Annotated in this window: 18 protein-coding genes; 13 read left to right on the top strand and 5 right to left on the bottom strand. The window is 31.7% G+C overall.

What is annotated here, in order from left to right:
- On the bottom strand, positions 1-182 hold a 182-nt coding region (locus QZ260_RS11480), incomplete at its 3' end, for a universal stress protein (protein ID WP_295986357.1).
- 165 nt (positions 183-347) lie between these two features.
- On the opposite strand from QZ260_RS11480, the gene QZ260_RS11475 reads away from it, so the two are divergent.
- The 5 genes from QZ260_RS11475 (at position 348) to upp (ending at position 3,637) form a co-directional block, all read left to right on the top strand.
- Positions 348-794 (top strand): DUF2267 domain-containing protein, encoded by a 447-nt coding sequence (locus QZ260_RS11475; protein ID WP_295986355.1) that lies wholly within the window; start codon positions 348-350, stop codon positions 792-794.
- 17 nt (positions 795-811) lie between these two features.
- On the top strand, positions 812-1,573 hold the full coding sequence (locus QZ260_RS11470; protein ID WP_295986353.1) for an SDR family oxidoreductase: 762 nt from the start codon (positions 812-814) through the stop codon (positions 1,571-1,573).
- Positions 1,574-1,596: 23 nt separating this feature from the next.
- Positions 1,597-2,262: an alpha/beta hydrolase gene (locus QZ260_RS11465; RefSeq protein ID WP_295986351.1), complete on the top strand. Its 666-nt coding sequence runs from the start codon at positions 1,597-1,599 to the stop codon at positions 2,260-2,262.
- Entirely contained in the window at positions 2,255-2,902 is a 648-nt protein-coding gene (locus QZ260_RS11460; protein WP_295986349.1) for a phosphoribosyltransferase family protein, read from the top strand. Before QZ260_RS11465 ends, QZ260_RS11460 begins: the two co-directional genes overlap by 8 nt.
- Positions 2,903-2,968: 66 nt before the next feature.
- Positions 2,969-3,637, top strand: coding sequence for a uracil phosphoribosyltransferase (gene upp / locus QZ260_RS11455; protein ID WP_295986346.1), 669 nt, complete (start codon positions 2,969-2,971; stop codon positions 3,635-3,637).
- 727 nt (positions 3,638-4,364) lie between these two features.
- Here upp and QZ260_RS11450 read toward each other — a convergent pair.
- The 4 genes from QZ260_RS11450 to QZ260_RS11435 all read right to left on the bottom strand — a co-directional run bounded on the left by QZ260_RS11450 (position 4,365) and on the right by QZ260_RS11435 (position 8,626).
- Positions 4,365-4,751, bottom strand: coding sequence for a hypothetical protein (locus QZ260_RS11450; RefSeq protein WP_295986344.1), 387 nt, complete (start codon positions 4,749-4,751; stop codon positions 4,365-4,367).
- A gap of 6 nt (positions 4,752-4,757) precedes the next feature.
- Positions 4,758-5,606 carry a universal stress protein gene (locus tag QZ260_RS11445; protein WP_295986341.1) on the bottom strand — a complete coding sequence of 283 codons (849 nt, stop codon included), beginning with the start codon at positions 5,604-5,606 and terminating at the stop codon, positions 4,758-4,760.
- Between the two features lie 87 nt (positions 5,607-5,693).
- Positions 5,694-6,749, bottom strand: coding sequence for a response regulator (locus QZ260_RS11440; protein WP_295986339.1), 1,056 nt, complete (start codon positions 6,747-6,749; stop codon positions 5,694-5,696).
- Positions 6,746-8,626 (bottom strand): PAS domain S-box protein, encoded by a 1,881-nt coding sequence (locus QZ260_RS11435; protein ID WP_295986337.1) that lies wholly within the window; start codon positions 8,624-8,626, stop codon positions 6,746-6,748. Before QZ260_RS11435 ends, QZ260_RS11440 begins: the two co-directional genes overlap by 4 nt.
- Before the next feature lie 120 nt (positions 8,627-8,746).
- On the opposite strand from QZ260_RS11435, the gene QZ260_RS11430 reads away from it, so the two are divergent.
- The 8 genes from QZ260_RS11430 to QZ260_RS11395 form a co-directional block, all read left to right on the top strand.
- The gene (locus QZ260_RS11430; protein ID WP_295986335.1) at positions 8,747-9,154 is read left to right on the top strand and encodes a hypothetical protein; all 408 of its coding nucleotides are present in this window, start codon (positions 8,747-8,749) and stop codon (positions 9,152-9,154) included.
- 12 nt (positions 9,155-9,166) lie between these two features.
- Positions 9,167-9,463, top strand: a complete 297-nt coding sequence (gene trxA, locus QZ260_RS11425; RefSeq protein ID WP_295986333.1) for a thioredoxin — start codon at positions 9,167-9,169, stop codon at positions 9,461-9,463.
- A gap of 95 nt (positions 9,464-9,558) precedes the next feature.
- The gene (locus QZ260_RS11420) at positions 9,559-10,161 is read left to right on the top strand and encodes a WG repeat-containing protein (RefSeq protein ID WP_295986331.1); all 603 of its coding nucleotides are present in this window, start codon (positions 9,559-9,561) and stop codon (positions 10,159-10,161) included.
- Positions 10,158-11,243 (top strand): site-2 protease family protein, encoded by a 1,086-nt coding sequence (locus tag QZ260_RS11415; RefSeq protein WP_295986328.1) that lies wholly within the window; start codon positions 10,158-10,160, stop codon positions 11,241-11,243. The genes QZ260_RS11420 and QZ260_RS11415 overlap by 4 nt, the downstream gene beginning before the upstream one ends.
- Positions 11,244-11,245: 2 nt before the next feature.
- Entirely contained in the window at positions 11,246-12,325 is a 1,080-nt protein-coding gene (locus QZ260_RS11410; RefSeq protein ID WP_295986324.1) for an efflux RND transporter periplasmic adaptor subunit, read from the top strand.
- Complete coding sequence (locus QZ260_RS11405; RefSeq protein ID WP_295986322.1) at positions 12,325-13,587, top strand: FtsX-like permease family protein; 1,263 nt, start codon at positions 12,325-12,327, stop codon at positions 13,585-13,587. Before QZ260_RS11410 ends, QZ260_RS11405 begins: the two co-directional genes overlap by 1 nt.
- Before the next feature lies 1 nt (position 13,588).
- Positions 13,589-14,263, top strand: coding sequence for an ABC transporter ATP-binding protein (locus QZ260_RS11400; protein WP_295986320.1), 675 nt, complete (start codon positions 13,589-13,591; stop codon positions 14,261-14,263).
- A 72-nt stretch (positions 14,264-14,335) separates the two neighbouring features.
- The coding region (locus QZ260_RS11395) for a DnaJ domain-containing protein (RefSeq protein WP_295986317.1) at positions 14,336-14,656 on the top strand (321 nt) is incomplete at its 3' end.

Genomic DNA, 14,656 nt, shown 5'->3' with positions numbered 1-14,656 from the left:
GTGCGCCTTGTGATTTCCTCCAAAGTCTCTTTTTCCAGTAAATCTTCATCGGCATATATATCGTCCTGATAGGCATGCATAATGTAATAGTCGCATTTTTCGTATTTAAAAAGTTTTATGGCGTAATGAATGGCATTCATTGCGTTCTCAGAAAAATCGGTAGGAATCAGTATTTTTCTCATGGTCATAAATTGTTTACGACTAAATTTAAATACTAAAACACACAATTACAATGATATATATCAGATTGGTACATTTCAATAATTCCGACATACTGCACTGATATATATCATTTGGTAAAACCCAAGTAGTTTGCATATTTATATTGAAACTAAAAACAAACTGTTATGGCACTTAATTTCAATCAATTTGCAGCAGAAGCAAATGCATTTTTAAAAAAATACACTAAAGAAATGAATTTAGATAACGACAAAGAAAAAGCTGGTCGTATCCTGTCTTCAATTTTACACGCTTTAAGAGATGTCATTTCCCCACAAGAATCTTTGCAACTTATTGCACAATTCCCCATGTTTTTAAAAGCTGTTTATGTAAATGGTTGGACAAGTCATAAAAAAGAAAAAATTAAAACAATGACCGAGTTTATTGATTTAATAAGAAAATATGATGGTGTTACGTCCATTCATGATTTTGGATCGGACGAATTGGCTGAAAATTATATCGACACGACATTTATACTGCTAAGAAAATACATTTCTTTAGGAGAATTAGAAGATTTAAGAACGGAACTTCCTAAAAATCTTAAATCGATGATTTATCAAAATGTTATGTTTTAATCTTTAAAAAGAACGGCATGAAAACTTTAGAAAACAAAGTGATACTTATTACAGGTGGCTCTGGAGGTATTGGTAAAGCAACCGCAAAACTATTTTTAGCCGAAGGCGCCAAAGTCATGTTGGTGGCCAGAGGAGAAGACAAACTAAAAGCCACTGCTAAAGAATTAAACAGTGAGAATTTGGCATATTGTAATGCTGACGTCTCAAAAGCTGAAGACGTACAAAACTATACGAAGGCAACACTATCAAAATTTGGAGGTATTGATGTCTTTTTTAATAATGCAGGAATAGAAGGTTCTGTAGAACCAATTAAAGACTACCCAAATGCCGATTTTGAAAATGTTATAGACATAAATTTAAAAGGGGTTTGGTTTGGCTGTAAATATGTTATTCCAAAAATGAATGATGGTGGAAGTGTCATAATTACATCATCGGTAGCTGGATTAAAAGGATTTTCTGGACTCGGCGGTTACGTGGCAAGTAAACATGCTATTGTTGGTATTATGAGGGTAGCAGCCATAGAGTTTTCCGAACGTAAAATTAGAGTGAATACCATTCACCCCGGACCTGTTAATACCAGAATGATGCGTGCCATTGAAGAAAGCATTTCACCAAGTCATGCTGAGGATGTAAAAAAAGATTTTGAAAAAGACATCCTTTTTAAAAGATATGCCGAACCCGAAGAGATTGCACAATCTGTATTATTTCTTGCTTCTGATACAAGCACATATATAACTGGAATCACGCACATTATTGACGGAGGCATGACCGTTGGTTAAAAAATGATTTAAGTATTATAGTTATGGAAACAGAAATTTATAATAAAGAAATTGAAATCCCTGTAAATTCAGTAAAATTAAAAGGGTATTTGCGCAGTGCAGAAAACAGCAAAGGGATTGTTCTATTTTCTCATGGAAGCGGCAGTAGCAGACTAAGCACAAGAAACAACTATGTAGCCGATTTTTTATTAACCCAAGGATTTTCTAGTTTACTTTTCGATTTACTTACGCCACAAGAAGATTCCCAATATAAAAACCGTTTTGATATAGAACTTCTTACCGAAAGACTTTTAAAAGCGACGCATTGGATTATTAATAATAAAGAAACCAAGGCCTTGCCCATAGCCTATTTTGGAGCAAGTACCGGAGCGGCTTCTGCCCTTGCAGCCGCATCATATTTAGGTAAGACGATTAAGACTATTGTGTCTAGAGGCGGAAGACCAGATCTTGCGATGCCCGTTTTAGATAAAATACAATCTCCAACGCTTTTAATAGTTGGTGGTCATGATAAGGATGTTTTAATATTAAATGAACAAGCCAAAAGCAAAATGAATGGTATTTGTGAATTAAAGATTGTTAAAGGTGCATCACATTTATTTGAGGAGCCTGGTGCACTGGATATTGTGGCACAACAAACAGTTCATTGGCTTAACATGTATTTGGGATCAAAAAAGGAAAATCATGTTTAAAGATAGAACAGATGCAGGATTATTACTCGTTAAAAAATTAAGTAATTATCACAATAATAAAGATGCGGTAGTTGTAACAATACCTCGAGGTGGCATCCCCCTTGGTTATGTTATTTCTAAAGGATTACACCTGCCCTTAGAGCTTGTGTTATCTAAAAAGATTGGACACCCATTGCACAAAGAATTCGCCATAGGAGCGGTAACGCTAACCGATAGAATTTTAAGCGATGCTGCCAATGATATATCCCGCATGTACATTGAAGAAGAAACCAGTCGTATTCGTACCATTTTAAAAGAAAGACAAGATGGCTACTATGACACAAGAAAACCTATTAGTTTTAAGAATAAAATAGTTATTGTGGTTGATGATGGTGTCGCTACCGGCAATACCCTCATGTCGAGCATAAAACTAATTGAAAAACAAAAACCTTCTCAGATTATTGTAGCATTACCCGTTGGACCACCTTCGGTTATTGAAAAAATAAAGAATATACCTTACGTAAACGATACTATTTGTTTACTTGTTCCTGAAAACTTTCGTGCTGTTGGCCAGTTTTATAAAAATTTCGATCCGATTAAGGATAATGAAGTTGTTACATTGCTAGAAAAAGCCAATACGACCTTTCAACTAAATATCTAAAATAAGGTTGTCTTGTTTTTTTATATGTGATGACTACACTATTAAAGACCTTAAATTTTAGAGGACATGATAGTACATGATTTTAGTAATAAAAAGTCCATTCTGAATCAGTTTATAGCTGAATTAAGAGATGTGCATATTCAAAAGGATATGATGCGTTTTAGAAAAAACATAGAACGTATAGGCGAAATTTTGGGTTATGAACTTAGTAGAACACTAACTTATAAACCCCAAACAATTACTACACCCCTAGGTAAAAAAATGATTAACCTGCCTATCGATAAATTAGTACTATGTGCCATTTTAAGAGCTGGATTACCTTTGCATCAAGGCTTACTGAACATTTTTGATAACTCTGAAAATGGATTTATTTCAGCTTATAGACAACGTAATGAGAATCCAGAAACTTTTGAAATAGTCATAGAGTATTTGGCAGCACCAAATTTAGACAACAAAATACTGATACTTATAGACCCGATGTTAGCGACGGGTAAAACTCTAGAAAATGTTTTTAACGCTTTAAAAAATCATGAAAAACCAAAGCAGATACATATTGTTTCTGTAATTGGATCAAAATCAGGAGTTGATTATGTGAGTTCTATATTTCCTGAAAACACTCATTTATGGATTGCTACAATAGATGATGTACTAAACAAGAAATCTTATATTGTCCCCGGTCTTGGCGATGCTGGAGATTTATCGTTTGGAATAAAACTCAAAAGACACAAACATTAAGTCATAAAAGGGATTACAAAAAAAAGGGACTGTTTATAAAACATTCCCTTTTTTAGTCCACATTATGAAGTCTGTGGATCGATTAATAGCCACACTTTTAATAAGAAACAGGAAGCCTAAACTTCCTGTTTCTTTTTTGAAATGTTTGATGTCATTAACTAACGTCTCCTAGTCATTAATATGCCTAACAAAAGCGATATTAAATCTACAGATAATCAATACCTCCAAACATCTCTATACCGCACTAAACATTTTGCAATGCAAAGCTCTGGTTTTTTATAAAAAGCAGGAGATTTAAACCTCCTGCTTTTCCAAAGTATTTAATGTTATCATTGAGCTTTCCGTTTTCTGCAACACCCCTTTATCGCTAAAGATCGTATTGAAGTTTCCTAGCCAAATAATTGCTTCAAACACTTTGTTTCGGTATCATCATTTCGCAACAACGCTACCTATGCTTTTTAAAAGCAGGAAGCCGAAACTTCCTGCTTTTCCAAAGTATTTAATGTTATCATTGAGCTTTCCGTTTTCTACAACACACCTTTATCGCTAAAGATCATATTGAGGTTTTCTTGCCAAATAATTGCTTCAAACACTTTGTTTCGGTATCATCATTTTGCAACAACGCTACCTATATTTTTTTTAATTATGTGAAAGAACGTTTTAAATATGATGCTAACTTAGATAGATATTTTTAAATTTAAAATGATATCCATCAGTTTAGAAAAAATTATATGGGTATAATTTCATAAACAACATTTAGTAAAAACAAACCTGTAAAAAACAACAAGGTATAAATCACTTGTACCAGTTTAATATTAATAAACTTTAATATTGTGATAGTCCGAGCTGGGAATATAAATAACGATAAACCTATAAAGAGCGACACCCACCCAATAAGGGTAATTATAAGTTTCCAGTTTGGTTCCCAAATATTATGGAATAAAATATTAAGTAAACCCACAATAATGGCAACAAAAGATGTGACAATTAAAAATTTTTCATCATTTAAATCATTAAAAATTTGTTTAATGCGCTTGGGATTTAAACTTAATATTAAAAAAAATATGATGAGATACCATCCCCAAAACTTTGCTAAAAATATTGAATTATCCATGATCTATTATGTTTTTTCGTGTAGTACTAAAAAAGGTGTTTTAGTGTTATAACTTATGGCTTCAACTTTTGAATGAAATAAGATGTGTTGGAAATAATTAAGGTTTTTTGCTACCATACAAATCATATTTATATTTCTATTTTCTATAAAATATTGCACGGCATCTTCTACTTTTTTATTGGTTAAATAATGAAAACTATGAGGTAAAGGACTAAAATAATCCTCTAATAATTCTTTACTTTTATTTTGGTTGCTATTCAAATTGTCTTTCCTTTTACTTATGTGAAGGATTCGTAATGTTGATTTACATTTTTCTAAAAGTTCATAAAGCGGATCTAGTATTTCGATATTATAGCTTAGCGAAAAATCGGAGGGAAACGCTATTTCTTTTAGCTTAACTAGTTTAGCGTCTTCCGGGATAACTAAGGTGGTACATTTTACTTTGGTAATAACATCGCCAGTATTGCTGCCAACAATAATTTCTTTTAAACCTGAAGCACCTTTAGTACCCATAACGATAAAATCTATCTTTTTCTCTTCGACATGTTTTCTTACCGATTCAATAAAGAAATTATAATCAAAAAGGGTATAAAATCTATGCTTTTTATTGGGCAAGAAACCTTTCGCAATACGCTTTAAAATATTTCGAAGTTCTTTTTTTACTGGTTTGGTGTCCACATCTACTAAAACATCTGGAGTATCCATATAAGTAGAATCGTTCAAAATAGCATGGCTTAATCTGCTTACATGGAGTAAATAAAAATTGCAGGTTTCTTTTTCAAAAAAACGAATAGCATATTTAATGGCATTCCATGAATTTTCAGAAAAGTCGGTAGGTAATAATATATTTCTCATCAAACTACATCTTTATATTTAGCAATTTAAAGTGAAGTTGTTAAACACAAAATGATATTAATCACTTTGCTTTAATGAAAGCGGCAACTAAATGATGCTTTTTAATTTTCCCATATCTACTACCTTAATATTTCTACCTTCTGCTTTTATAATACCTTGATTTTTAAACTCGGTTAGCGCCCTTATAAATGTTTCTGTCGCAATTCCTGCAACACTGGCAAGATCGTTTCTGGAAATTTTTATGGGGTCGTCTGGTTTACGGTTTATTTTTTCTGCAAATTTTAAAATAGTAGCTGCCGTTTTTTTATTAACCGTACCATAAGCCATATGCAAAAGCTGTTCTTTAACCACAGATAAATCATCTGTTAAAAGGTCTATAAGTTCAAAAAGAACTTTATGGTTTTTACTTAGTATCTCATTAAATTCTATAATGGAAACCCCTAACAGTTTAGTGTCTGCTATAGCTGTTGCTGTTTCCTGGTGTGGTGTATTATGCGTAAATGATGTGTAACCAAATAAATCGTCTTCTTTATATAATGCAGTTACCAATTCTTTTCCTTGTTCATCTATTCTATAACATTTTACAGCGCCAGCACTAATTAGATAAATATAATTAGAATGATCACCTTCATGATAAATAACGTCTTCTGTTTTAAACGCGAATTCAGTACCATAATCATCAAAGAAAATCTTTAAATCGTTAAGTGTTTTTATTTCATCTTCAACTGGTAAAATTGGAGTACTTTCTTGACTCTGATTCCATTCTTCCAAAATGGACACTTTTGCTAAACGGCTTTCAATAGCACTTATAAGATCATCTTCTGAAAAGGGTTTGGTAATATAATCGTCTGCACCTAAATTCATACCTTTTCTAACATCGCTAAGCTCCGTTTTAGCTGATAAAAAAATAAAAGGTATGTACTTTGTGAGTTTACTTTTAGAAAGTATTTTAAGGGCGGAATAGCCATCTAGTTCGGGCATCATAATATCGCAAATAATAACATGAGGTTGATGCTTTTTGGCTAATGCAACACCTGTTTTTCCATTTGAAGCTGTTATAGGGTTATAACCAGATAATTCCAGGAGTTCTGCCGTGTTTTCTCTTAAAACCGTGTCATCTTCTATAAGTAAAACTGTTTTCATTGTGCTGCTATATTAGGAAATGTTATAATAAAAGTTGAACCTATATGTTCTTTACTCTCAAAAGATATAGTCCCTCCTAAGTTTTCCATATGGTTTTTAGCAATATTTAACCCAATACCTGTACCTTGAATATTCATGGCATTTTCTGCTCTAAAATACCGTTCAAAAATACTTGTTTGATCTTTTTTTGGAATACCCATGCCTTGATCTTTTATTAAGAGCCAAGTATCCGTGCTGTCTTGCTTAATTTGTAAATCTATAGTGGTACCCTCAGGAGAATATTTAATGGCATTATGCAATAAATTTGAGAATATTAATTGAATGATTTTTTCGTCTTGATAGAGCGACAAATCATCAATATTTTCCGGATAGTTTATTTGCTGTCCTTCTTTTAAAAGCATATTAGAATTATAAACCACTTCATTAACAACCTTACTAAGTTTAAAATGACTAAACATATAGTTTATTTTTCCAGTTTCTAATTTTTCTATTGATAAAAAATCGTTTAGAATATTATCTAAAAAGTGAACTTTATCGGTTATCGTTTTTATATGTTTATCGCGCTTACCTTGTTGTTCGGTTAATCGGTATTTACTAAGTAGCTGGCTAGAAGTTGAAATACCACTTAAAGGTGTTTTAAATTCGTGTGAGACTAAAGATAAAAATTTCGTTTTTAGCTCATTGAGCTCTCTTTCTTTACTTAGCGCAATTTTAAGTTGTTGCGTTCTTTCTTCTACTTTATTTTCAAGTTTTGTGGTGTAATTTTTTCGTTCTGTAATATCTAAAATAATGGCAACGAAAACTTCTTTATCACCCAAATTGGATAGTTGTAGATGGACTTCTACCGGGTATGTTGTTCCATCTTTACGTCTATGTACTGATTCAAGTTTTAGTTTTTCAACATTCATATTAAGTAAAACATCGATAGTCTTTCTTAACTCAATTTCATCCGCATAAGGTGTTATGTCTATGGGAGTCATGTTAGCTAATTCTTCCATAGTATACCCAAGATTCTTTCGGGCACCAAAATTAACATTAATATAGTTTAAGGTTTTGGCATCAAAAACATGAATTTCATTTAAAGATTTGTCGAAAATTGTTGATAAATGAAGTCGTTCTCCTTCAATTTTTATTCTTTGAGTCACGTCATTCTGTATACCAATAAAATTTGTGACGGTGCCCCTAGTATTGGTTATAGGAAAAATATATAAATCATTCCAAAACATCGTACCATCTTTCTTATAATTACGAAGTGTTGCTTGACAGCTCTCCCCTTTTCTTATGGAATCCCTAAGATATTTAAGAGGTTTTTGGTCTCTGTCTTTACCTTGTAAAAACCTGCAATTATGATTAATTATTTCTGCGTCAGAATACCCTGTAAGTTTTTGAAATGCAGAATTATAATAGATAACCGGATTATCATGTTTTAAAGCATTTGTTATAATAATGCCGTTGTTTGCAGATTGCAAAGCTTGGGTACGCAACATGAGGGTTTTCTCAATCTGTTTCTTTTCAGAAACATCCTTAACCAGAGCCATAACGTATGATCTATTGCTGATGGTAAAGGGATTTAATTCAATCTCTGTTGGAAAAATAGTACCGTCTTTTTTTAAGCCATAAATATCTGTAGCTTCTCCCAATTTCCGGCGTTTACCTCTTTCAACAAATTTTTTAAAATACTTTGAAATGCTATCATGGTAATTTGATGGAATAAGCAAGTTTAGATTCCTGCTTATCATTTCCTTTTTTCTATACCCAAAAACAGGAACGGAAGCTGTATTAACCTCCACAATTTTTTGGTTATTATCAACAATAATAACAGCTTCAGAAACGATTTCTAAAAGAATATTAAATATTTTTTTGTCTTGTGGAAACATAAAAAACCGTATGTAAATAGCACATAAAAGTACGAAAAAATTGTCATTAACAATACTGATTTATATCATATAAAATAAAATATTAAGTACGTAACTTTAATATTTCAAATTTAGATGACTATGAAAACAAAAAAGAAAATGACTCTAAAATTTTACCAAAACCTAGGTAAGTTGTTCTATGCCATTGCAGCAGCAGACAAGCATGTGCGGGACGTGGAGTTTGATAAGTTAAAAGAATTAGTGAAAACATATTGGTTGGAAGTCGATGTTATTGAGGATACTTTCAATACCGATGCGGCATACCAAATAGAAATTATTTTTGATTGGTTGAATGAAGAAGAAAATCTAGATCCTAAAGCGTGCTACAACGCGTTTATAAATTATAAAAATGAACAACCACACTTATTTACGGCCAATATTAAAAAATTAATATTAAGAACAGGACATGCTATTGCAGCGTCGTTTTCGGGATTAAATAAATCGGAATTAATTATGCTTGCAAAATTAGAATTAGAATTAAAAAAATAATAGACTAAACACATGAAAGATAACTTTAGTATACTAATTAATACAAAACAAGCTGTTCTAGTCGATTTTTATGCCGACTGGTGTGGCCCGTGTAAGATGTTGGCTCCTATTTTAAAAGAAGTAAAAAAAGACCTTGAAGATGGGATAAAAATCATAAAAATTGATGTAGACAAAAATCAACACCTAGCAGCGAAATATCAAGTTAGAGGTGTTCCCACAATGATACTTTTTAAAAATGGAGAACAAGTTTGGAGACAATCTGGAGTACTCCAAAAAAACGATATTATCAATGTTATAAAATCCAGCTAACCCATACCAACTGAGTATGACTTTAGAATGATGAATATCATTTTATAATAAATTTAAACACCCTACTTTAGATTACAATTATAAAATATTTGATCATGAAAAAGGCACTAATTACACTGCTATTACTACCTGTTTTTACGCTAGCTCAAACACTTGAAGAACTAGATTTTATAGCCCCTTTTAATGATGGTGTTGCAGCCATTAAAAAAGACAATTCGTGGGGGTTTATAAATGATAAAGGTGCTATTCTTATAAATTTTAGAGATGACTTGGTTTTAACTGAAACCGATTATGGCCATTACCCTGAATTTAATAATGACAGATGCTTAATTTCAGAAAAAAAAGAGAGTATTCTGTATTTTGGATATATCGATAAAACAGGTGAAAAAGTTATAGAAACAAAATTCTTAAATGCTTCAAATTTTAATAAAAATAAAACCATTGCATTACAATTAATCAAAAAAGAACTTGGCGAAAATGATGTACTAGGTAAAAATGTGGTGAATTATAGATATTATGAAGTGATCATAGACACTAATGGAATGATTAAAAATTATTTAAATCCCAAAGGTGTTAATGTCGTTTTAGATGAAAAATTCCTTAAAAAGCCTCCAAAAATAACATCGAAGCTTATTTCAGATGATTTATTTGCTACACTTAACGAGAATAATAAATGGGTTATTAAATCTATAAAATGAAAGCAAATATAAATTTAGGAAGTGTTTCTGGAATTAAAATTAAGGTGCACTGGACATTCTTTTTCTTAATAGCTTGGATTGTTTTTAGTGAGTTAAAACGTGGCGGAACTAACGAAAGTATTTTGTTTAATGTTGCATTGGTTCTAGCTGCTTTTCTATGTGTTGTATTACATGAATTAGGGCATGCACTAACCGCAAAACGTTTTGGTATAGACACTAAAAAAATCACCTTACTCCCTATTGGTGGTATGGCCAGTTTAGAGCGCATTCCAGAATCACCCAAACAAGAGTTTTTAGTAACGCTAGCAGGTCCTTTGGTAAATGTTATTATAGCTATATTACTTTATTTCATTGTACCCGTAAATGAATTTATATATTTAAATTTCACGGAAACTTTTGAGGTCTTAATGAGTTTCACTTGGCAAAATTTTTTATTCCTTTTATTTGTAGTGAATGTAGGTTTAGTGGTTTTTAATATTATACCAGCATTTCCAATGGATGGTGGTCGCATTTTAAGAGCCTTACTTGCCATGAAAATGAAACGTGTAAAAGCAACTCAAATAGCTTCTAGTGTTGGACAGGTTATAGCAGTTTTCTTCTTATTAATAGGCTTATTGTATAACCCTTTCCTGATTTTAATAGCACTATTTATATTTATTGGAGCATATGGTGAAAACCAAATGGTACAACATTTGGAATTACTTAAAGGGCATAGTGTGGAAGAAGCTATGATGTTAAATATAACAACTTTTAGTCCTGAAGATTCTATAGATTTGGTAGTAAACAAATTGATATCGAGTACCGAAAATAGCTTTGTAATAGTCAAAAATAATATTATCAAAGGCTTACTATATCATCAAGATATTATAGATAATTCCAATAAAAATATATTGGTTAAAGATATTATGAATACAAATTTCAAAACAGTTAATAGTACTGATAATCTTGATGACATATACAAATTAACATATAGTAACAAACACCCGTTTTTTCCTGTTTTAGAAAACACGAAACTTGTTGGTGCTATTGACAGTGTTAATTTAAACGAATACTTATTGCTGCAGGCAAAACTAGCATATTGATTATGAAATTTTTCAGGTATTTAGTGCTCTTTTTTATCCTATTCTCCTGTTTTAATAATGAGGATAGAATACTGCCAACGGAAAGAAATTTAACAGAATCTGTTTATTCTTCAGTAACCATTCAACCAGATAGTTTATATCAGGCTTATGCCATTGTAGCGGGTATTTTAGATAAAAATTTAGTCGAAGAAGGCGATGTCATTTTAAAAGACGCAACGCTTATTCAAATTATCAATAGCACACCTAAACTCAATGCGCAAAATGCTAAATTCACTTTAAATTTGGCAGAAGAAAACTATAACGGTAACGCTGCTGTTCTAAACAGTATTCTTGAAGAAATAACCGCGGCCAAGCTTAAATATAAAAACGACTCTTTAAATTATTTCAGGCAAAAAACCCTTTGGGCTCAACATATAGGTTCAAAAGTAGAATATGAAACCAGAAAACTTACTTATGAGCTAGCTTCAAACGGTTTAAACCTTTTACAGAATAAATATAATAGTACCAAAAACGAACTGCATACCGCTGTAAAACAAGCAAAAAACAAGTATCAAACAGCGGTAATAAACACTAAAGATTTTGTAGTTAAAAGTAATATTAACGGTAAAGTTTATGCGTTGTATAAAGAACCTGGAGAAATTGTAACCACGCTAGAACCGCTAGCTTCTATTGGAAGTGCTACTAATTTTGTGATTAATATGCTTGTTGATGAAGTAGATATTGTTTGTATCTCCAAAGATCAAGATGTTATTATACATTTAGATGCTTATGATGGTCAAGTTTTTAAAGGAAAAGTATCAAAGATTTATCCTAAAAAAGATGAACGCAATCAAACCTTTAAAATAGAAGCTGTTTTTGAAAACCCACCGCATATTTTATATCCTGGACTTTCTGGTGAAGCCAATATTATTATAGCAAAAAAGGAGAATGTATTAACCATTCCAAAAGAGTACTTGATAGAAGGAGATAAAGTAAAAACAGATGACGGAATAACATCCATTAAAACAGGTTTACAAAACATGGAATACATTGAAGTTTTATCTGGAATCACCAAAGACACACAAATTTATAAACCTGAATAATGACGAATTGGAAAGTGATATTAAACATTGCCAAAACGCATTTGCTGACTAAAATAAAGCAAACATCTACCGCTGCGCTTGGTGTCACTTTTGGTATTGGAGCTTACATAACTTTGGTGTGTTTTATGACGGGATTAAACGCTATGCTAGATAATTTAATTCTCAACCAAACCCCTCATATTCATGTTTATAATGAGATAAAACCTTCAACAAATCAGCCTGTATCTTTATATGATAATGTAACAGAAAGTTTTCATGTTGTGCATTCTATAAAACCAAAATTAACTCAAAACAAAATTCATAATGCACTGCCAATTATTACTTATTTAGAAGAAAATAAAAACGTTCGCGGTGCACTTCCGCAGGTAAAAACTCAAATCTTTTACTTAGCAGGTTCTATTGAATTAGGTGGCAATATAACAGGTATTAACCCTAATGAGGAAGCACGGTTATTTAACATGGGTGACTATATTGTTGAGGGCTCAGCAGAGGCATTACAGAATATAGATAATGGTATTTTATTAGGTATTGGTATTGCAAAGAAAATGTCTTTAAAAGTTGGCGACCGAGTACAGGTAAGCCCCATTAGCGGTGGTATTTTTCCTTTAAAAATAGTTGGTTTTTATCAAAGTGGCGTTGCCGATTTAGACGCTATACAAAGCTTTACGAATGTAAAAACCATACAGCATATTTTAGGAAAGCCAAAAAACTATATTACAGACATTAATATTAAGCTATATGATATAGAGCAAGCGGTACCTCTATCAAAAAAAATTGAGCACCAGTTCAATTTAACAGCTATTGATATTAAAACGGCCAATGCTCAATTTGAAACTGGAACAACAATAAGAAATCTTATTACCTATGCCGTTTCAATCACACTTCTTATTGTGGCTGGGTTTGGAATTTACAATATTCTAAATATGCTTATTTATGAAAAAATGAATGATATAGCGATTTTAAAAGCTACTGGATTTTCAGGAAAAGATGTGCAACTCATTTTTATGAGTCAAGCGATGATCATTGGTTTTGTAGGTGGTGTTTTAGGTTTATTAATTGGTTATGGTTTAGTGAGTGTCATTGATACCATTCCATTTAAAACGGCGGCCTTACCAACAGTTGAAACGTATCCAATAAACTTAAATCCGTTATTTTTTATCATAGGTTTTTCCTTTGCGATGTTGTCTACCTTTTTAGCGGGGTATTTACCATCAAAAAAAGCAAGAAAAATAGATCCAGTAACAATTATTAGAGGCCAATAAAATGAGTGTTGTACTAGAAGCAAAACATATAAATAAGTATTTTAAAAAGCCTGTGTTGTTTCATGTTTTGAAGGATATCAATTTTCAAATAAAAAAAGGAGAATTTGCCTCAATAATGGGAAAGTCTGGTTGCGGAAAATCAACCTTACTCTACATTTTATCAACGATGGATACCGATTATGAAGGTGAGCTTCTTTTAAATAATAAATTGATAACTAATCAAAGCAGTAATCATCTTTCAAATATTAGAAATAAACATATTGGATTTGTATTTCAATTTCATTATTTATTATCAGAATTTTCGGTTTTAGAAAATGTTATGCTTCCTGCAAAAAAGCTAGCTGAAAAATCACATCAAGAAATAGAACATGATGCTTTTGAAAAATTAAAAATGCTAAACATAGAGCAGCTTGCAAAAAAGCGAGCATCTAGAGTTTCTGGAGGTGAAAAACAACGTATCGCAATAGCAAGGGCCCTTATTAATAATCCATCAATAATTATGGGCGATGAGCCAACGGGAAATTTAGATAGTTATAACGCTGAAAACGTTTTCAATATCTTCAAACAGTTAAGTGATGAACAAGGGTTATCGCTTTTAATTGTGACCCATGATGAGGATTTTGCCAATAAAACCGATCGTATTATACAAATGGCAGATGGGAAAATTTTAGTATAAATACACCAAATGATTTAAATCATTTTTTTTCTCCTTTAAGAGGAGTAACTTTCTAACTAAATATATGACTTTATGGCTTTTATAGATTATTATAAAATATTAGGAGTTCCAAAAAGTGCTTCTGAAAGTGCTATTAAAAAAGCTTATAGAAAATTAGCGCGTAAATATCATCCAGATTTAAATCCCAATGATAAAATTGCTGAAAAAAAATTCAAAGAAATCAATGAGGCTAATGAGGTCTTAAGTAACGCTGAAAACCGCAAAAAGTATGATCAATATGGCGAGCATTGGCAGCATTCTGAAGAATATGAAAAAGCAAATCAACAAAAACAATATCAAAAAACGTATAGCGGAGGAACTGGTGGATATAACGAAGAAGAGTTTTCTGATTTT

The organism is uncultured Algibacter sp., from assembly GCF_905480415.1.
Taxonomy (GTDB): Bacteria; Bacteroidota; Bacteroidia; order Flavobacteriales; family Flavobacteriaceae; genus Algibacter_B.
The sequence above is the reverse complement of the archived record's forward strand: the minus strand, read 5'-3'. Positions and strand labels throughout refer to the sequence as shown.